Below are 19,125 nucleotides of genomic sequence, written 5' to 3'. Positions count from 1 at the left end.
GATGAATAAATTTCAGTTATGATTGTGATGCTTAGAAAAAGGAGAAGACATGCTTTTAATCGCCAGACGAACGGCAGCGGGTGCGGCCATATTACTGATTATGCCTGTGATCGTATGGGCCTCCGGCTGGATGTGGCAGCCCGGGCATAACGCCCTGTGGCTTAAATCACTGTATTGGGTTACCGAGACGGTGACTCAGCCCTGGGGCATAATTACGCATGTCATACTGTGCGCCTGGTTTCTGTGGTGCCTGCGCTTCCGGCTACGTCCGGCCATCATGCTGTTTGCCATTCTTGGCGGGGCGATCCTGGTGGGGCAAGGGGTAAAATCCTGGGTGAAAGATCATGTACAGGAGCCGCGTCCTTTTGTCGTGTGGCTTGAAAAAACGCATCATATTCCGGTAGATGAGTTCTACACTTTAAAGCGTAAAGATCGTGGTGCGCTGGTGAAAGAGCAGCTTACGGAACAGCAAGATATTCCTAAATTTTTACGCAAGCACTGGCAAAAGGAAACCGGGTTCGCGTTTCCTTCCGGGCATACTATGTTTGCGGCAAGCTGGGCGTTACTCGGCGTTGGGCTGCTGTGGCCGCGGCGCAGAACGGTGACGATAGCCCTTTTGCTGGTGTGGGCAACGGCGGTAATGGGGAGTCGCTTATTGTTGGGTATGCACTGGCCGCGAGATTTGGTGGTGGCGACGCTGATATCCTGGCTGCTGGTGACGCTTGCGACCTGGCTCGCTGAGCGGCTATGCGGTCCGTTAACGCCGCCGCCAGTTGAGAAGAAAGAAATCGCCGAAAGGGAACAAACCGGGGCGTAAAGGTTGAAATTAACGCTTATGCCCATAAATCCATGACTGGCGCGCTATTATTTCCATTTCGCGTCCGTCGCTAAAATGGTAGTTTATAAGGCTGATTGCGGTGAGTTGAACACACTTTATTCGCTTGAACCACATAACGGGAAGTAATGTGAAATATTTACTCATTTTCTTACTGGTGTTGGCGATTTTTGTCATTTCAGTCACATTGGGCGCGCAAAATGATCAACAGGTAACCTTTAACTATCTGCTGGCGCAGGGCGAGTATCGCGTATCGAGCCTGCTGGCGGTGTTATTCGCAGCGGGTTTTGCCATTGGCTGGCTGGTTTGCGGCCTGTTCTGGCTCAAGGTCCGCGTTTCACTTGCGCGCGCTGAGCGCAAAATCAAGAGACTCGAACATCAAATTGCGCCTGCGTCCGACATTCCGGAGAGCTCTGGTGTGCCGGTAGTCAAGGAATAATCGAATATGCTGGAGTTGTTGTTTCTGCTTTTGCCTGTAGCCGCAGCCTATGGCTGGTATATGGGCCGCAGAAGTGCGCAACAAACAAAACAGGATGAAGCCAATCGCCTCTCCCGCGACTACGTTGCGGGGGTGAACTTCCTTCTGAGCAATCAACAGGACAAAGCGGTAGACCTGTTCCTCGACATGCTTAAAGAGGACACCGGTACCGTTGAAGCCCATCTCACCCTGGGTAACCTGTTCCGCTCTCGCGGCGAGGTTGACCGCGCCATTCGCATTCACCAGACCCTCATGGAAAGCGCATCGCTGACCTACGACCAGCGTCTTCTGGCGGTACAACAGCTGGGCCGTGATTACATGGCGGCAGGTTTATACGACCGCGCCGAAGATATGTTCGCGCAGCTGGTGGATGAGACGGATTTTCGCATCAGCGCGCTGCAGCAGCTGCTGCAAATTTATCAGGCTACCAGCGACTGGCAGAAAGCCATTGATACCGCCGAGCGCCTGGTTAAGCTCGGCAAAGACAAACAGCGCGTGGAGATAGCCCATTTCTACTGCGAGCTTGCCCTTCAGCAAATGGGGAACGACGACATGGAAAAAGCCATGGCGTTGCTCAAGAAGGGGGCCGCAGCAGATCGCAGCAGCGCGCGCATCTCCATTATGATGGGGCGCGTCTTTATGGCCAAAGGTGAGTTTGCTAAAGCCGTTGAAAGCCTGCTGCGGGTTATCGATCAGGATAAAGAGCTGGTCAGCGAAACCCTGGACATGCTGCAGACCTGCTATCAGCAGCTGGATAAGCAGGACGAGTGGGTTGCCTTCCTGCGCCGTTGTGTAGAAGAGAACACCGGTGCGACCGCCGAACTGATGCTCTCGGACGTGGTAGAGCAGCATGAAGGCAGCGACACAGCCCAAATCTACATCACGCGTCAGCTCCAGCGCCACCCCACCATGCGTGTATTCCACAAGCTGATGGATTATCACCTGAACGACGCGGAAGAAGGGCGAGCAAAAGAGAGCCTGATGGTGCTGCGCGACATGGTCGGCGAGCAGGTTCGCAGCAAGCCGCGCTACCGCTGTCAGAAGTGTGGCTTCACCGCCTATTCCCTTTACTGGCACTGTCCTTCCTGCCGTGCCTGGTCGACGATTAAGCCGATACGCGGCCTGGACGGGCAGTAGTTTTTAAAAAGCCCTAACTTTAGTTACAACATACTTACGGTTTTCTAAACCCGTCTGGCACCGTGCGGCCTGTAGCCTGGCAGGAAAGTAAATCGATTCTGTCAATTTGTAGCGCTGGCAGGTAGAATGCTGGCCGTTTATCTGTTCCGCGCCGCAGCGCGCCCATAGACGAAAAGGGCTGGTCATGACGTCTGTTACTTCCTCCACTTCCCGCGTAGTTACTGATTCTCCCGTTGTTGTTGCTCTTGATTACAACAAGCGTGATGCCGCACTGGCCTTTGTCGACGGTATCGATCCGCGCGACTGCCGCCTGAAAGTGGGCAAAGAAATGTTCACGCTCTTCGGGCCGCAAATTGTTCGTGACCTCCAGCAGCGTGGTTTTGACGTTTTCCTCGACCTGAAATTTCACGATATCCCAAACACCACTGCGCATGCCGTTGCGGCAGCGGCAGAGCTTGGGGTCTGGATGGTTAACGTTCACGCTTCAGGTGGGGCGAGAATGATGACGGCCGCGCGTGAAGCGCTTCTGCCGTTCGGTAAGGATGCGCCGTTACTGATTGCCGTGACCGTCCTGACCAGTATGGATGAAAGCGATTTGCGCGATCTCGGCGTGACGTTGTCACCTGCAGACCATGCTGAACGGCTGGCGCGTTTGACGCAAAACTGTGGCCTTGATGGCGTGGTTTGTTCGGCGCAGGAAGCCGTGCGCTTCAAAAATGAACTGGGTCAAGAGTTTAAGCTGGTTACGCCGGGTATCCGTCCCGCAGGGAGCGACGTGGGCGATCAGCGCCGTATTATGACGCCCGAGCAGGCGCAGGCGGCGGGCGTTGATTATATGGTTATCGGGCGACCGGTGACGCAGTCTGCAAACCCTGCCGGCACGCTGAAAGCAATTAATGCATCACTGAAAAAGGGGGCGTAATGTCTGATTCCAATAGCCGTCTGGTCTATTCCACTGACAGTGGACGCATTGACGAACCAAAAGAAAAGGTAGAACGTCCGAAGGGAGATGGCATCGTTCGTATTCAGCGTCAAACCAGCGGGCGAAAAGGAAAGGGCGTATGCCTGATTTCCGGCATTGACCTTGATGACGCTGAGCTGGTGAAGCTGGCTGCAGAGTTGAAGAAGAAGTGCGGCTGCGGCGGTGCTGTAAAAGACGGCATTATCGAAATACAGGGCGACAAACGCGACCTCATAAAATCTCTGCTCGAAGCCAGGGGGATGAAGGTAAAACTGGCGGGTGGTTAAAATAAATGAGCCACGGTGCATACCGTGGCTCTTATTCTTGACGTGCGTAAGTCAGGCCTGAAATTCGCTCAATATAATGTTATACCGGCGCAGGCTTTTGATTAATTATTTGCCGACCTGGTGACCGATAATACCACCAACGGCCGCGCCACCTAATGTACCCAGCGTGCTACCATCAGTTAATACCGCACCACCAAGAGCACCGGCACCCGCACCGATAGCGGTGTTACGGTCGCGTTTAGACCAGTTAGAGCATGCGCTCAGGGACATTGCTACAGTGATTGCCAGTACAGCGGCGGCTAATTTTTTGCTGGTTAAGGTCATAATACTTTCTCCTGAATTATCGATTCACGGAAAGGAATGCCCCTTAAGTATAGACAATATCAATACCTAAATATGCTTTTCCGTGAAAGCTAGTGGCGCAGGCGTTACGTAATCACGCAGGTGATAGTCACTTCCTGTTATATCGCTAACATTAATTTTACGACTTTAGGTCAGCTTATACAGGTAAAAACTCTTAAAGGCGGGATAGGAATTATCTCAGAGAGGGGGCGTGTGTACGCCCGAAATAATTCGGGCGCAGAAGAAGGCTCAAACGGGCTTTTTAATAATATCGACGTTCAGGCCATGATTTTCGAGTTTAATACGATGCTCATCGCTCAGGCGTTCATCCGTAATGACGCGGCTGAAGCGTGATACCGGGCCCATGGTATAGGGATGGACAGCACCAAACTTTGAACTGTCGGTGAGCACTATCGCCTCGCACTCTTTCTCCAGCACGGCGTTAACGACGTCTGTGCGCATCATATCCCTGCCGGTAAAACCGGTCTCAGGCTGCCAGCCGTCAATGCCGATAAACGCCTTGCTGAAATGTACCTGCTGTACGTACTGACGCGTCAGCGGGCCAACCATGCTTTCGCTTTTCTTCTGGTAGATTCCCCCGAGCAGGATCACTTCGCAGCGCGTCTCCTTCAGCAGATGCGCAATATAGCTGCTCACTGTGATGATGGTGACATCTTTCTGATCGGCAAGGGTGCGTGCCAGCAGCGCATTGCTGCTGCCGTTCTCGATAAAGACCGTCTCGCCGTTATTCACTAACGACGCCGCAAACTCTGCCAGTTCACGCTTGAGGGCATAGTTGTTCATCATGCGGGTTTCTACGTCCTCACTGTCCAGCGGGACGGCATAGCCATGCGCACGACGCAGGTAGCTCTGTTTTTCCAGAAGATTAAGATCCTGACGGATTGTGACCTCAGAAACGCCTGTCGTTTTGGCAAGATCGACCACGCTTACGCGACCCTGATCGATGACCATCTGCAAAATGAGTTGTTGTCGGGAATTCATAGCATCCATTTATTAAAGCAAAACGAGGTCGAAAAGGGTGGGGTTAGACTTCCCACGGCGCTTTTGGCTGTGTGTTTTCAGCGGCGGTTTCTGAACCATTCCGGGAAAGAAGTTCAGATTTCAGGATCTCCAGATTGCGAATAGCGGACTGGTAATCACCCGCAACCAGAATATCCAGCACCGTATCAATACGTTGTGCCACGGCCAGTGCATCAATGTTAGACATAATCTCACCTTAGGCGCGAAAAGTTAATATTTTCAATGATGCAGAAAATGGAATCAAAAGAGAAGGGAAAAAATACGATAACCAAATTACATAAATGAAAGTGATAATTTTAACCCCTCACATACAGCGTGTTGATTGGGTGGATTAGTCTAAAACTGCGCGCAAGGCGCTTTATTATATGAGGAATTAGGCTATGACAGTTATCAATCAGGCAACCTGCACACTGTTTACCGATGCTGAACGTTTCACCCAGTTGGCTGCTTATTATGAGGAGGAGCGACGTACCGTCTGGATGATGTTGCGGGCGCAGCCACGTCCCTGTTTCAACCATGCGCTCATTGAGGAGATCATGAACCTCTCCTGGCTGGTTCGCCAGTCCGGATTTGCCGCGGATTTCTGGGTAACCGGCTCGCTGGTGCCCGACATGTACAATGCGGGAGGCGATTTGCAGTTCTTCGTCGAATGCATTCAGAACGGTCGCCGGGAGGCGCTTCGGGCGTATGCCCGCGCCTGTGTCGATTGTGTCCACGCGGCGTCACGGGGGTTTGATACCGGTGCGATATCTTTAGCTATGGTCGAAGGAAGCGCGCTGGGCGGAGGGTTTGAAGCCGCGCTGGCGCACCATTTCGTGCTCGCTCAGCGCGATGCCCGCCTGGGCTTTCCTGAAATTGCCTTCAACCTGTTTCCCGGCATGGGGGGATATTCACTGGTCGCGCGCCGTTCAGGCATGAAGCTGGCCGAAGAGCTGATCTATAAAGGGGAGTCGCATACGGCGGAATGGTATGAGCAGCATGGGCTCGTGGACGTGCTGTTTGAGCCCGGACAAAGCTACGTTGCCATCCGGACCTTTATCGACACGCTGCAGCCAAAACTGAACGGCGTCAGGGCCATGCTTCGCGCCCGCACGCGCGTTCTGCAGCTGCCGCGCAGTGAACTGATGGATATAACGGAAGATTGGGTCGATGCGGCGTTCTGCCTCGAACCCAAAGATATCGCCTATATGGAGCGTCTGGTGATGCTGCAAAACCGCCACCAGGCGGGTTTACGCAAGGCCAGCTAACGCATTTTTCGTGACTGATAGCGCTTGAGCCATCGCTCGAATGCGGCAGCGGGCATAGGCTTAGCGAAAAGGAAACCCTGCCGTTCGTTGACGCCGTTCTTAGTCAGAAAGGCGTCTTCTTTTGCGCTCTCCACACCTTCGGCAATCACCTGCAGGTTAAGCGCCTGGGCCACGGCCACGATGGCGCGCACCAGTGACTGTGAAATTGATTGCTTATGAATATCCCTGACAAAAGACTGGTCGAGCTTAATGGCGTCGATGGGGAAACGGGCGAGCTGTGAAAGGGAAGAATAGCCGGTACCAAAATCATCGAGATGAATTTGTGCGCCAAGCCGGCTGAACTGCTGGATCACCGAAAGCGCCAGCTCCTCGTTTTCAATCAGGCAGCTTTCCGTCAGCTCAACGTCGATAGGGCAGTATTCAAAATCTAAATCCTTAAGCGCCTGTTTTAAATCGCTGAAGATAGTTTGGTCGGCCAGCTGACGTGCAGAGACGTTTACCGCAACGCGAAGGTTGATCCCCTTGTCGCGCCACTTTGCCACCTGCCGAACGACGTCGAGCATCACCCAGCGGCCGAGCGGAACAATTAACCCCGACTCTTCCGCGTAGGAAATAAATTCCAGCGGGGGAATAAGCCCACGCTCCGGCGACTGCCAGCGCACCAGCGCTTCCAGGCTGCGGATTTCACCGCGCCAGGTCATTTTCGGCTGGTAGTGGATCAGGAGCTGATCGTTATCGAGCGCTTTGCGCAGGTTGGTATCCAGCCAAAGGTATTCAAACACCCGCTGGTTCATTTCCGGTGAAAAAACGCAGAACTTGCCGCGACCGCTCTCTTTAGCCGTATACATGGCGGTATCGGCGTTACGAATGACGCTTTCCCGATCGGTGCCATGCTGCGGCGCCAGGGCAATCCCCAGCGAGCAGCCTGTGTAGATCTCAATCAGGCCTATTCTGAACGGCTGGCGTAAGCGCGTCAGGATGCGAGATGCCATCGCTTCCAGGGAACCTTGCGAGGTATCCGTCGCCATGACAATAAACTCATCGCCGCCGAGACGGGCGAGGGTCTGGCCTTCATCCAGGCAGCTCAGGATCGCGAGGGCAACCGCCTGTAAAAGCTGATCGCCAAACATGTGTCCGTAGGCATCATTAACTTTTTTGAAGTTATCCAGATCGAGATACACCACGCCAACCTGGGTTTCTCCCCGGGCGTCGATGGCGTCTGAAATCAACTCATGAATGGCATTCCTGTTTGGCAAACCGGTAATGGTATCGGTATTAGCCAATACGCGCAGGCGCTCCTGGGCACGACGCTCCTCGGTAATATCGGTGCCTGAACAGATAAGGAAAATTTCGTTTTTACCGCTGCCGCTGTGAACAAATTTGTTCCTGAACAGAAACAGCCTTTGACCCTTACGGGTTTTAATCCAGCGCTCAACCTCGTAGGAGCTACCGTTGCGAAAAAAGCCGGTGATATTGCGCTTAGAGGCGGCGGCTTCGCTGCGGCTCATAAACAGCTTGAACACGTTCTGGCCGATAACTTCCTGTTCTTTCAGGCCGGTATATTCTTCACTCAGCCGGTTGAAGCGTTGGATATTGCCGTGCTGATCGAGAATAACAATGACGGAGTTGGCTTCGGAAACAACCTGTTCAGCGAAAGAGAGTCCTTGCGCCAGATCGCGGGCTACGGAAGGGGTATCATTCCAGGCCGATGCCGTACCGGCCCACTCCTTTTTACTGATTTTACGACCCACCAGATGGACAGGAACGTCAACGCCGTACAGAGACAGCGTCATCGAAATACTGGAGGTAATCACGGTTAGCTCGCGGATAAGGTCGGCCTGCTCGTCATCCAGCGCAACGACCTGGATCACATCAGCACTTTCGCTGGCTGCCAGATGGAGAGCATTGCTGTCGGCTGTCAGTCGCCACCAGGGACTGTGCGTGCCCATGTAGCGAAACAGCAAATTCTGCTCCAGATCGTCCATCATTTTTCTCCCGCGGCTAGTCATTAGCGCAAAATCTATTCAGTTTAAGTCGTGTTTTCCGCAGTAAAAGAGCGGCAAAATCGAAGTGAACGTCTTGTTTTTTCCCGTTTTCTTATCTTAAAACGAGTCGGGTTAAAAAAAATACTCAACGTATAAAAATTCACGTAACCGAATATGACGGCACTCTTTTACTGTAGATAATTCTGGCGAATTTGGGCGAGGGAAGACTGAAAATTGTCAGAAAAAATGAAGATTTGTGGGCGAGGGATGAAAGGAAAAAATGTCGGCCTGACCTAAAAGGAAATGGCCGACATTTTAGCAGGTTATCAGGCGACAGGGCGCGCGATAATGCTGCGGGTTTCCATGCGAACTTCGGCGATGTTAACGTCGATCACGTCAGTGACTTTGTAAACCGTTTCACCTTTAATTTGCACCGTACCGTTTTCCTGACTGCAGACCAGCTCGTCGCGAACGGCATGCAGGAAAGGCGCGGGGATAAAGGCCACGGCGCCGTTATCGACCAGACGAACGCGCATGCCCCCACGGCTGATATCAATGATTTCAGCGGCGAAGCGGGTGTCGGTCCCGGCTTTGTCCTTCAGGAAGCGGGCATACAGCCAGTCGCCGACGTCGCGTTCCGCCATGCGGTTCAGGCGACGGCGCTCGGCCATTTGCAGCGTGGTGTCATCCTGCGGACGCGCAATGGATTCGCCCTTGACGATCGATTTCAGCAGGCGGTGGTTAACCATATCGCCATACTTACGGATCGGAGACGTCCAGGTGGCGTATGCGTCGAGGCCCAGGCCGAAATGTGGACCCGGCTCAGTGCTGATTTCCGCGAAGGACTGGAACCGGCGAATGCGGCTGTCGAGGAAACCGGACGGCTGGGCATCCAGCTCGCGGCGAAGCTTGCAGAAGCCCGGCAGCGTGAGGACTTCTTCCGGATCGACGTGAACGTCGTGGTTCTTCAGCAGGGCGGCCAGCGCTTCCGTGTTCGCGGGATCGAATCCGGTGTGGACGTTGTAAATGCCGAAGCCCAGCCTGTCGCGCAGTATGCGTGCCGCGCAGATGTTGGCAGAGATCATGGCTTCTTCAACGATGCGGTTCGCAATGCGTCGCGGTTCAGCCACGATATCCAGCACTTCCCCTTTTTCGCCTAATACAAAGCGATAGTCAGGGCGATCCTTGAACACCAGGGCATGGGTTTTACGCCATTCGCTACGGTTCAGGCAGATGCGATGCAGCAGGCGAATTTGCGCGGCAATGGCGTCGGTTTCAGGTTTCCAGCTGCCGGTATTTTCCAGCCAGTCAGATACGTTGTCGTAAGCCAGCTTAGCTTTGGATTCAATGGTCGCGGCGAAGAATTCAATATCGTCTTCGATCGTGCCGTCCGCCGCAATCGTCATCCGGCAGGCAAGGACCGGACGCACTTCATTCGGGCGCAGCGAGCAGAGATCGTCAGAGAGTTCGCGCGGCAGCATAGGGATGTTGAAGCCCGGCAGATAGTTGGTGAACGAGCGCACTTTGGCCATATCGTCCAGCTTGCTGCCTTCAACAATCCACGCGGTTGGATCGGCAATCGCGACGGTCAGGTGCAATTTGCCGTCGGGACCTTCTTCAGCAAACAGCGCGTCATCCATGTCTTCCGTACTGGCGCTGTCGATGGTGACGAACTCCAGAGCGGTCAGATCACGACGCGTCAGGCCTTCATCCTGCATTTCGGTCGCGACACCGTCCGGGGCTTCTTTTTCCAGATTATGGCGCGCCAGCGTAACCCACCACGGCACGAAATGATCGTCGCCAAAGGTGATGAACTGCGTCAGTTCAGCATAAAAACCGCGGTCGCCTTTCAGAGGATGACGGCGCATTTCTGCGACGGCCCAGTCACCCTCTTTAAAATCATGTTCAACACCACGCTCGGCGCGGCAAGGGATTGCATCCTTCAGTAGGGGATGATCCGGCACAATGGAAAGGCGATCGTCTTTTCTGTGCACTTTGCCCACGAAACGGCTCAGGAACGGTTCGACCAACTCTTCCGGCTCGGCGGATTCACGTTCCTTTTCGGTATGAATAACGGCCATCACGCGATCGCCGTGCATCACTTTCTTCATCTGCGGTGGTGGAATGAAGTAGCTTTTCTGCCCGTCAACTTCAAGGAAGCCAAAGCCCTTTTCCGTGGCTTTTACGACCCCTTCTGCACGCGGCGTCTGGGAATGCAGTTGCTGTTTAAGCTGCGCTAGCAGCGGGTTGTCCTGAAACATAATGTTCTATTTTCGTAGCCATTGAGCGGCTGACAGTTTTACGCGATTCTCACTGCTACAGCAAGCGCTCTTTGGGGAATGAGTCCGGTTATTCCTGTTTGCCAAGCGCGATGCCGAGGCGCTCAAGCCAGCCATAAATAGCGCTCCGCGAGAGCAGGTTAATCGCGCTGACGGCAGACAATCCTTCATCGGTTAACGGCGTGAACTGCGCTGCGCTGAAGCGGTCGGGAGAGCAGGTTAAAAGGTCTATCGCAGAAGACAGCACCGCAAGGGACGGCGTTTGGTCTTCACGGCAGTGAATGAGGATCTCTCCCGTAAGGTCAAGCAGCGTCGGCTCGTGACAGAGTACCGGCGTCAATGCCTCAAGCGCAGGCTCCGCTTGCCAGCGGGAAAGGGTTTCAAGCTGTTGCGCGCTGGCGTAACGCAGCTCCACGACGGGCAGAAGCGATACCCACGGTGTGATACAGGGAGGGCGCGCGTGCGGCTGAATATGATGTCCCGGCAGCCAGCGTACCGGATGGCCCAGCAGCGCCTGGAAAACAGCGACCACGCGTGCCTGAAAGCCGATGAATCCAATAATCTGATTGATAACCACGATGTCAAAGGTTGTCAGCCCGACCTCATCAAGCTGGCCGTGTGCTTTGTCGTCAATGATGTCGGGAGAACTGGCAAGCTGGCGCGCGTACTGCGTGATTTGCGCCAGACGGCGGTTGCTTTCGCGCGAGGAGTCCGGGCCGGGAAGCGGGGCGAGCAGGGCGGCGTAGTGGTTACAGAGCCTCTGCACGCCGCACGCCTGCGCGACCGTCAGCGCGGTACTCAGCCTGTCGTAGGCGCTTAGCGTATGCAAACGATTAACGGCAATATCAAGCGGAAACAGCATATGGCATAGGTTTCTGGCAGGGGTAAGCCAGCCAGAACAGGCGGCGACAATCTCGTCAGGCAGGGCTAAATCGAGCAAAAAACGATCGTCGACGTTAGCGGCTTCGGGCACCAGAGGCAGAACGTCCGTCTGCGAATGATTCGACTGGGTTTCATGATACCAGTGGCCTTTGCCGGAAAAACGGCGTTGTTCCATGGGCGTTCCTTGATCTCAAATGGCGATCAATATCCTGGCGTAAGGCGGATGAGGGGAAAAATATTGTTAGGTGATAACAAATAGCAGAACGGAATAACGAAGGGGATAACGGGGGAGGAATAACTCTCTTCCCTTGCGGGAAGAGAGCGTCAAGCTTACTTAATTTCCAGCTCGTTCATTGCAGCGATGTTGAAGCCGCCGTCAACGTGAACCACTTCGCCGGAGATACCTGCGGAAAGGTCAGAACACAGGAATGCTGCAGAGTTACCCACATCTTCGATGGTCACGGTACGGCGAATCGGGGTCACCGCTTCGCAGTGTGCCAGCATTTTACGGAAATCTTTAATACCGGAAGCCGCCAGTGTGCGGATTGGACCCGCAGAGATACCGTTAACACGCACGCCTTCTGGACCCATTGCGTTCGCCATGTAGCGCACGTTTGCTTCCAGGGAGGCTTTAGCCAGACCCATTACGTTATAGTTAGGGATTGCACGCTCAGCGCCCAGGTAGGACAGGGTCAGCAGGGCGGATCCCGGGTTCAGCATGGCGCGGCAAGATTTAGCCATCGCCACGAAGCTGTAAGAGCTGATGTCGTGAGCGATTTTGAAGCCTTCACGGGTAACCGCGTTCACGTAGTCACCGTCCAGCTGGTCGCCAGGCGCGAAGCCGATGGAGTGAACGAAACCGTCGAATTTCTCCCACGTTTTAGCCAGTTCAGCAAACATGCCATCGATGCTTTCGTCTTGTGCAACGTCACATTCCAGAACAATGCTGGAACCCAGCTGCGCGGCAAACTCTTCAACACGGCCTTTCAGCTTGTCGTTCTGGTAGGTGAACGCCAGCTCAGCGCCTTCGCGGTGCATAGCCTGTGCGATGCCGTATGCGATGGACAGTTTGCTGGCAACGCCGGTCACCAGAATGCGCTTACCGGAAAGAAAACCCATAGCTTTAATCCTTATATTCATTGTTGTGGCGATCGTCATCTTGTCTGGACAATCGTCGTTAAAACGCGGCGATAATATCACGTGTCGCGTGCTTAGTTAATCCGACCACTCTTTTGAGGCGTGGTTATCTGTCTTTTCGCCACGCGTCAGCCGTTAATGCTTCACCAAAATGCCCGGCAATCAGTCGCTTAGTCAGTTCATGAAGCGGGGAGGCCAACACGTCCGCCGTGCTTCCACGCTCGACCACTTCACCCTGGTGCATGACCATCACCTGGTCGCTGATGTGCTTCATCATGCCGAGGTGTTGGGTGACGTAGATATAAGAGATACCCTGTTTTTCCTGCAATTCCAGCATCAGATTAATTAACTGCGAACGCATCGACATATCCAGTGAGGCAAGCGCCTCGTCGGCGATAATGACCTTCGGGCGCAAAATCAAGGCGCGCGCCAGCCCCAGACGCTGTTTCTGGCCGGGCGCGAGCATGTGCGGGTAATAGCTTTCGTGGTCGGGCAGCAGCCCAACCATGCGCAGGGTTTCGAACACGCGCTTGCGGCGCGCTTCGGGCTCCAGATCGGTATTCAGGCGCAGCGGGAAATCCAGAATTTGCGATATGCGCTGTCGGGGATTGAGGGATGTAGACGGGTCCTGAAAAATCATGCGGATGCGCTGGCTACGGAAAGAGTAATCCCCGAACGCCAGCGGATGATCGTCTATCAGCACTTCCCCCGCTGAGGGTTCAATCATCCCGGCGAGCATTTTTGCCAGGGTAGATTTCCCTGACCCGTTTTCACCGATGATTGCCAGAGTCTGTTTTTCGCGCAGCGTAAAGCTCAGCGGCTTAACCGCCTCAACGGTCTGACGGTGAAACAGCCCGGTACGATAGCGAAAGGTCTTACTCAGGTTACGGACTTCCAGTAAGGTTTCGACCATTTCACTCTCTCTCCATGTTCAGCGGGAAATGACAGGCGTAAAGATGATTTTTGGCTCCCGACAGACGCGGCGTTTCAATGCATTTGCGTTGAGCATAGGGGCAACGAGGACCCAGGCGACAGCCAATCGGCAGCGATTCCAGCAGGGGGATCGCGCCCGGCAGCGTATTCAGACGACTCTTGTGCGGCATCGCGCTGCCAAAATCAGGGATCGCGCGGATCAGCGCCTGCGTGTACGGATGGTGAGGCGTGTTGACCAGCTCTTCGCTGACGGCGGTTTCAACAGTCTGCCCGCAGTACATCACGTCGATTTTATCCGCCCATTTGCTGAGCATTTGCAGGTCGTGGCTGATGAGCAAAATGGTGGTGTTGTTGTTCTGATTCAGGCGCGTCAGCAGGCGGAAGATCTGCGCCTGGGTAGTCGGCTCCATCGCGTTTGTAGGTTCATCCGCAATCAGCAGACGCGGCTGGTTGGCGAGGGCGATGGCAATCATCACCTTCTGGCATTCGCCGTCGGTGAGTTCATAAGGGAAACTGCGCATCGCATCCTTATGATCTTTAATCCCGACCCGGTGAAGCAATTCAATGGCGCGGCGTTTACGCCAGCCGAAGCGCTGCCACCAGCGGCCCTTATAGGTCCAGCCGGGAATGTTTTGCATCAGCTGTTTGCCCACGCGCTCGGACGGATCGAGGCAGGACTGGGGCTCCTGGAAGATCATTGAGACGTTGTGACCCACCAGCTTACGGCGCTCGCGCGGCGAGAGGCGCAGCAGGTCGATATCGTCAAAACGCATACGATCGGCGGTGACGCGCCAGTTGTCTTTCGCGACCCCGCAAATGGCTTTGGCGATAAGGCTTTTCCCCGAGCCTGACTCACCCACGAGGCCGCGAATTTCGCCTTCTGCAAGCGTAATGCTGATGCGATCGACGGCCTTAACCCAGCCTTCGCCGGTCTTAAATTCGATGGTGAGGTTGCGGATATCAAGAAGCGGCATTATTGCACCCCCGCGTTAATGGCACGGCGAATACCGTCACCCAGAAGGTTAATAAGCAGCACGCTCACCATAATGGCGGCGCCCGGCAGCATAACCGTCCAGGGGGCCACGTAGATAAGTTCCAGCGCATCGCCCAGCATGGCGCCCCATTCAGGCGAGGGCAGCTGCGCGCCCAGATCGAGGAAACCGAGCGCCGCAATGTCCAGAATCGCCATAGACAGGGCGCGGGTGATCTCGGTGACCAGCCCGGCGGCAATGTTTGGTAGTACGGCAAACCATAAAATGTTGAGCGTAGTGGCACCGTCCAGGCGGGCCGCGACAACGTACTCTTTTTCCAGCTCGTCATGCACCAGGCTGTAAACCGAACGCACCATGCGCGGCAGAATGGCCAGCCAGACGGCGAACATGGCATGGGAGAGATGCGGCCCGGCAAACGCCACCACGATAATCGCCAGCAGCAGAGACGGAATAGAGAGCAGGGTGTCGAGGATGTGATTGAGCACCGCCGAGCGCAGCCCGTGCGTTGAACCGGCAAAGATCCCCAGCGCCAGCCCACAAATCGTCGCCGCAAGGGTTACCACAAATGCCCCACCGACGGTGGGGGCCGCTCCGCTTAACAGTCGGCTTAATACGTCGCGCCCAAGATCGTCTGTTCCCAGGAAGAAGGAGACTTCACCGTAGCGTGACCACGAGGGCGGCAGCAGCTGATAGCCGAGGAACTGCTGATCGATACCGTAAGGCGCAAACCACGAGCCAAAGACGCACAGCAATACCAGCCCGCCACAGCCGTACAGGCCAATCATTGCCGTGGTGTCACCATAGAATTTACGCCACACGGTACGTAGCGCACCGGGCGTGCGCTTTTCACTGTAAACGTTATCGTAAGGCATACCATTCCTTATGCTTCAACGGGTTGGCCATGGCACCCAAAATATCGGAAATCACGTTAACAATAATGACCAGAGAGCCAATCACCATCACCCCTGCGGAGATAGCGGCGTAATCCTGCTGGCGAATAGCGTTAATCATCCAGCGCCCCAGGCCCGGCCAGCTAAAGACCATCTCGGTGATCATCGCGAGGGTCAGCATGGTCGAGAACTGCAGCCCCAGGCGGGGGATAACGGGCGGCAGCGCGTTGTGAAGGACATGTCGACGCAAAATGGTCAACCGGGACAGTCCGCGCGTGGCGGCCGCTTTGACATAGTTTTGATCGAAGACGTCAATCGTGCTGATGCGCATCAGACGAATCACCTCGGTAGTCGGCGCGACGGCCAGCGTCAGCACCGGCAGAACCATATGGCGCAGGGCGCTAACGATCATCTCGTGACGCCAGACGGAATCTGACAGCCAGGCATCAATGATGGCGAATCCGCTCACGGTTTTTACCGTATACAGCAGGTCAAAACGACCCGACACCGGCAGCCAGCCCAGGGTGAGAGAGAAGAAAAGCGTCAGCAGCAGCGCCAGCCAAAATACCGGGATGGAAAAGCCGAGCAGGGCGAGGGCGCTGATAAACTTATCCTGCCACTTGTTGCGATATATCCCTGCCAGCATCCCCACCGGGATCCCGACCATCAGGGCAAAGCTGAAGGCCAGAATGCACAGCTCCATGGTGGCCGGGAAAACGTCTTTCAGCTGTTCGGAAATCAGCTGTCCGTTAATGCTCGAAACGCCAAAGTCCCAGTGCAGCACGCCGTTGAACCAGAAGGCCCAGGCATCCCACAGTGAAGATCCCTGAAGCGGCGCGTGCGGGGTGAAATAGCTCAGGCTGAAGCCCACGATGGTCAGGAAAAAGAGCGTCACCAGCAGCAGCAGGAGACGACGTAAGGTGTAAATGATCATGGTTTTTTCACCTCTTGCTCTTTTTCACGGAACACGCCGGCAAAGGAGGCGTTACCAAACGGACTCAGCACCAGCCCTTTGATGTCGTAACGATAGGCCTGAAGGCGCAGGGACGACGCGAGCGGCAGCACGGGCAGTTCGCGGGCGAGAATATTCTGCGCTTCATCATAAGCGTCGATGCGGGAAGCCAGCTGCTGCGAGGCCAGCGCCTTTTGCAGCACGGCGTCAAACTCACGATTGCACCAGTGGGCATAGTTCGTCTGGGAATTTATCGCCGCACAGCTCAGCAGCGGGCGGAAGAAGCTGTCGGGATCGTTACTGTCCGTGGCCCAGCCGGTCAGGGTTAAATCATGATTCATGTCCATCAGGCGCGCCTCCTGGAAACGTCCCTCGACCGGTACGATGATCACTTTAACGCCCACCTGCGCCATATCTGCCTGCAGCAGTTCGGCGGTTTTCAGCGGGCTTGGGTTCCATGCCTGAGAGCTTGTCGGAACCCAGAGCTGAAGCGTCAGGTTTTCAGCCCCCAGCGCTTTGAGCTGTTCGCGCGCCTTCGCGGGATTATATTCCGTAATTTTAGCCTCGCCGTCATACGCCCACGAGGCGCGCGGTAAAATAGAGGCCGCGGTTTCTGCCGTACCGTAATAGATCGACTGCATCAGACGCTGGTTGTTAATGGCCAGCGCCAGCGCATGGCGGACGGCTGGGTTATTCAGCGGCGGCTTGTCGGTGTTGAAGGCCAGGTAGGCGATGTTCATGCCCGGACGCAGCGTCAGGCGCAGGCGCGGATCGTCACGCAAAATCGTCAGCTGGCTCGCGGCAGGCCAGGCAAGCACGTCGCATTCACCGGTCAGCAGCTTTGACAGTCGGCCTGTACCGCCCGAACCCAGATCGACGACAACCTGCGGCATCAGAGGCTTGCCGCGCCAGAATTTCTCATGGCGCTGCAGGCGGATATATTGCCCGGCGCGGTATTCGGCCATCTGGAAGGGACCCGTACCGACCGGCTGGCGGTCAAGCAGCTCCTGACGATCCTGTTTGGTTAACTGCGCCGCATATTCGGCAGACATGACGGACGCGTAATGCGTTGCCAGATGCCAGAGGAAAGAAGCATCCGGCCGCTTCAGGCTGAACTCAACCGTCCGGTTATCCAGCTTACGGACGCTTTTAACGGTGTCGGCAAACTGCAGGCTGTCGAAATAGGGAAAGTTCCCCCCGTTTACGTTATGCCACGGGTGGTTACGGTTAAAGATGCGCTGGAAGGTAAAAACGACGTCATCCGCGTTCAGCCTGCGCGTAGGGGTGAACCACGGCGTGTGCTGGAAGGCAACGTCGTCACGCAGGCGAAAACGGTAGGTAGCGCCGTTATCCAGCACTTCCCAGCTCTCCGCAAGCTCGGGCACCAGGCGATAGGTATAGGGATCAACATCCAGCAGGCGATCGTAAAGCTGGGCGGCGAGGGTATCAACAATCAGGCCGCTGCCTGCTTTTTGAGGGTTAAAGGTATCAACCTGGCCGCTAACGCAATAGACGAAGCCGCTGTCGCGAATATCCGGGAGCGCAGCACGCTCGGGCGCAGCAGAGGCCATGCCGCTGAACAGACCGAGAGCAAAAAGGGACGATAAAACCAGACGCATAATTTTTAAGGTTTTTAGGTTCGATCTGCAAAGTGTATCGCACTTACGCCTGCTTCGTAAAAATGTCTGCGGGTAAGTGCTGATAATGTCAGCGCATTTGATGCTTTTTGAGCAATGCCCTTAATTGATGGTAGGTCAGACCCAGCAGTTCGGCCGCCTGCTTCTGGTTATATTTCGCCTGCTTCAGGCTCTGTTCCAGCAGCCGGTGCTCCTGATCGTGCTGGAACTGACGTAAATCGAGAGGAAGTGCAGGGGCATCTGCAGAGGCAGGCGGCAGGGCTCCCGGCTGCGTCTCGCGCTGGAAGGGGTCGATAATGATGTTGTCCAGCTCGGTTTCACTGCTGCCGTGCCGGTACACGGAACGCTCGACGACGTTTTTCAGTTCGCGAATATTTCCGGGCCACGGATAAGCCAGCAGCGTTTGCTGCGCATAGTCGCTGAAACCGGGAAACAGCGGCAGGCCCAGCTCCCGACACATCTGAATAGCAAACTGTTCCGCCAGCAGCATGATGTCGCTGCGGCGCTCGCGAAGCGGGGGAAGATTCACCACGTCGAAAGCCAGACGGTCCAGCAGGTCAGCACGGAATTTATCCTGCGCCACCATTTCCGGCAGGTTGGCATTGGTAGCGCAAACCAGACGCACGTTAACCTGCAGAGGCTGGCTTCCACCGACGCGCTCCAGCTCGCCATATTCGATCACGCGGAGCAATTTTTCCTGTACCAGCATGGGGGCTGTCGCCAGTTCATCGAGGAAAAGCGTACCGCCGTCGGCACGCTCGAAACGGCCGGGATGACGTTTTTGCGCGCCGGTAAAGGCCCCGGCTTCATGGCCAAAGAGTTCGGTATCGAGCAGGTTTTCATTTAACGCCGCGCAGTTTAGGGAGATGAAGGGGCCGTCCCAGCGGCCGGATAAATAGTGCAGGCGGTTGGCAATCAGCTCTTTGCCTGTACCGCGCTCGCCGATGATCAGCACCGGTTTATTCAGCGGCGCAAGGCGCGAAACCTGCTCGAGCACTTCCAGAAAGCTGTTTGCTTCACCTAATAAGTTATCTTTGTATCCAGCCATGATGAAATTAACCACTCCTTAGTGATATTCACCAGGTGAGAATAGTCTCAAGATGCACATTA

Annotated in this window: 19 protein-coding genes; 6 read left to right on the top strand and 13 right to left on the bottom strand. The window is 55.2% G+C overall.

The window, feature by feature from the left end; genetic code table 11:
- The first annotated feature begins 49 nt into the window (after positions 1–49).
- The 5 genes from pgpB (at position 50) to yciH (ending at position 3,698) form a co-directional block, all read left to right on the top strand.
- Positions 50–817 (top strand): phosphatidylglycerophosphatase B, encoded by a 768-nt coding sequence (gene pgpB / locus VPX56_RS12755; protein WP_131632426.1) that lies wholly within the window; start codon positions 50–52, stop codon positions 815–817.
- A 148-nt stretch (positions 818–965) separates the two neighbouring features.
- Entirely contained in the window at positions 966–1,274 is a 309-nt protein-coding gene (locus tag VPX56_RS12750) for a LapA family protein (protein WP_013096374.1), read from the top strand.
- 6 nt (positions 1,275–1,280) lie between these two features.
- Positions 1,281–2,450: a lipopolysaccharide assembly protein LapB gene (gene lapB / locus VPX56_RS12745; RefSeq protein ID WP_263609537.1), complete on the top strand. Its 1,170-nt coding sequence runs from the start codon at positions 1,281–1,283 to the stop codon at positions 2,448–2,450.
- Positions 2,451–2,634: 184 nt separating this feature from the next.
- The gene (pyrF, locus tag VPX56_RS12740; RefSeq protein WP_131632428.1) at positions 2,635–3,372 is read left to right on the top strand and encodes an orotidine-5'-phosphate decarboxylase; all 738 of its coding nucleotides are present in this window, start codon (positions 2,635–2,637) and stop codon (positions 3,370–3,372) included.
- Positions 3,372–3,698 (top strand): stress response translation initiation inhibitor YciH, encoded by a 327-nt coding sequence (gene yciH / locus VPX56_RS12735; RefSeq protein ID WP_263609539.1) that lies wholly within the window; start codon positions 3,372–3,374, stop codon positions 3,696–3,698. Before pyrF ends, yciH begins: the two co-directional genes overlap by 1 nt.
- Before the next feature lie 105 nt (positions 3,699–3,803).
- On the opposite strand, the gene osmB is transcribed toward yciH, so the two are convergent.
- The 3 genes from osmB to VPX56_RS12720 all read right to left on the bottom strand — a co-directional run bounded on the left by osmB (position 3,804) and on the right by VPX56_RS12720 (position 5,268).
- Positions 3,804–4,022 carry an osmotically-inducible lipoprotein OsmB gene (gene osmB, locus VPX56_RS12730; protein WP_008501216.1) on the bottom strand — a complete coding sequence of 73 codons (219 nt, stop codon included), beginning with the start codon at positions 4,020–4,022 and terminating at the stop codon, positions 3,804–3,806.
- 267 nt (positions 4,023–4,289) lie between these two features.
- On the bottom strand, positions 4,290–5,042 hold the full coding sequence (yciT, locus tag VPX56_RS12725) for a DNA-binding transcriptional regulator YciT (RefSeq protein ID WP_326466723.1): 753 nt from the start codon (positions 5,040–5,042) through the stop codon (positions 4,290–4,292).
- 43 nt (positions 5,043–5,085) lie between these two features.
- Positions 5,086–5,268 (bottom strand): YciZ family protein, encoded by a 183-nt coding sequence (locus VPX56_RS12720; protein WP_131632431.1) that lies wholly within the window; start codon positions 5,266–5,268, stop codon positions 5,086–5,088.
- Between the two features lie 193 nt (positions 5,269–5,461).
- On the opposite strand from VPX56_RS12720, the gene VPX56_RS12715 reads away from it, so the two are divergent.
- Positions 5,462–6,328, top strand: coding sequence for a crotonase/enoyl-CoA hydratase family protein (locus tag VPX56_RS12715; RefSeq protein WP_326466720.1), 867 nt, complete (start codon positions 5,462–5,464; stop codon positions 6,326–6,328).
- Here VPX56_RS12715 and pdeR read toward each other — a convergent pair.
- From pdeR to pspF, 10 genes are all read right to left on the bottom strand, one after another.
- Entirely contained in the window at positions 6,325–8,316 is a 1,992-nt protein-coding gene (pdeR, locus tag VPX56_RS12710) for a cyclic di-GMP phosphodiesterase (protein ID WP_131632433.1), read from the bottom strand. The two genes, VPX56_RS12715 and pdeR, sit on opposite strands and share 4 nt — an antisense overlap.
- A gap of 323 nt (positions 8,317–8,639) precedes the next feature.
- Complete coding sequence (locus VPX56_RS12705) at positions 8,640–10,574, bottom strand: exoribonuclease II (protein ID WP_326466717.1); 1,935 nt, start codon at positions 10,572–10,574, stop codon at positions 8,640–8,642.
- A gap of 88 nt (positions 10,575–10,662) precedes the next feature.
- Positions 10,663–11,649 carry a CMD domain-containing protein gene (locus tag VPX56_RS12700; protein WP_326466715.1) on the bottom strand — a complete coding sequence of 329 codons (987 nt, stop codon included), beginning with the start codon at positions 11,647–11,649 and terminating at the stop codon, positions 10,663–10,665.
- Positions 11,650–11,804: 155 nt separating this feature from the next.
- Positions 11,805–12,593, bottom strand: a complete 789-nt coding sequence (gene fabI, locus VPX56_RS12695; protein WP_131632436.1) for an enoyl-ACP reductase FabI — start codon at positions 12,591–12,593, stop codon at positions 11,805–11,807.
- 124 nt (positions 12,594–12,717) lie between these two features.
- A complete protein-coding gene (gene sapF / locus VPX56_RS12690; RefSeq protein WP_131632437.1) occupies positions 12,718–13,524 on the bottom strand; it encodes a putrescine export ABC transporter ATP-binding protein SapF in 807 nt (268 codons plus the stop codon).
- Position 13,525: 1 nt separating this feature from the next.
- Entirely contained in the window at positions 13,526–14,518 is a 993-nt protein-coding gene (sapD, locus tag VPX56_RS12685) for a putrescine export ABC transporter ATP-binding protein SapD (protein WP_131632438.1), read from the bottom strand.
- Positions 14,518–15,408 (bottom strand): putrescine export ABC transporter permease SapC, encoded by an 891-nt coding sequence (gene sapC, locus VPX56_RS12680; protein ID WP_263609542.1) that lies wholly within the window; start codon positions 15,406–15,408, stop codon positions 14,518–14,520. The genes sapD and sapC overlap by 1 nt, the downstream gene beginning before the upstream one ends.
- Positions 15,395–16,360, bottom strand: a complete 966-nt coding sequence (gene sapB, locus VPX56_RS12675; protein ID WP_131632440.1) for a putrescine export ABC transporter permease SapB — start codon at positions 16,358–16,360, stop codon at positions 15,395–15,397. Before sapB ends, sapC begins: the two co-directional genes overlap by 14 nt.
- Positions 16,357–17,997: an ABC transporter substrate-binding protein SapA gene (gene sapA, locus VPX56_RS12670; protein ID WP_263609543.1), complete on the bottom strand. Its 1,641-nt coding sequence runs from the start codon at positions 17,995–17,997 to the stop codon at positions 16,357–16,359. Before sapA ends, sapB begins: the two co-directional genes overlap by 4 nt.
- Positions 17,998–18,085: 88 nt before the next feature.
- On the bottom strand, positions 18,086–19,063 hold the full coding sequence (pspF, locus tag VPX56_RS12665; RefSeq protein WP_263609544.1) for a phage shock protein operon transcriptional activator: 978 nt from the start codon (positions 19,061–19,063) through the stop codon (positions 18,086–18,088).
- Positions 19,064–19,125: the final 62 nt, after the last annotated feature.

Source organism: Enterobacter wuhouensis, from assembly GCF_035835995.1.
GTDB classification, from domain to species: domain Bacteria; phylum Pseudomonadota; class Gammaproteobacteria; order Enterobacterales; family Enterobacteriaceae; genus Enterobacter; species Enterobacter wuhouensis.
This window is presented reverse-complemented; position numbering and strand designations above follow the sequence as displayed.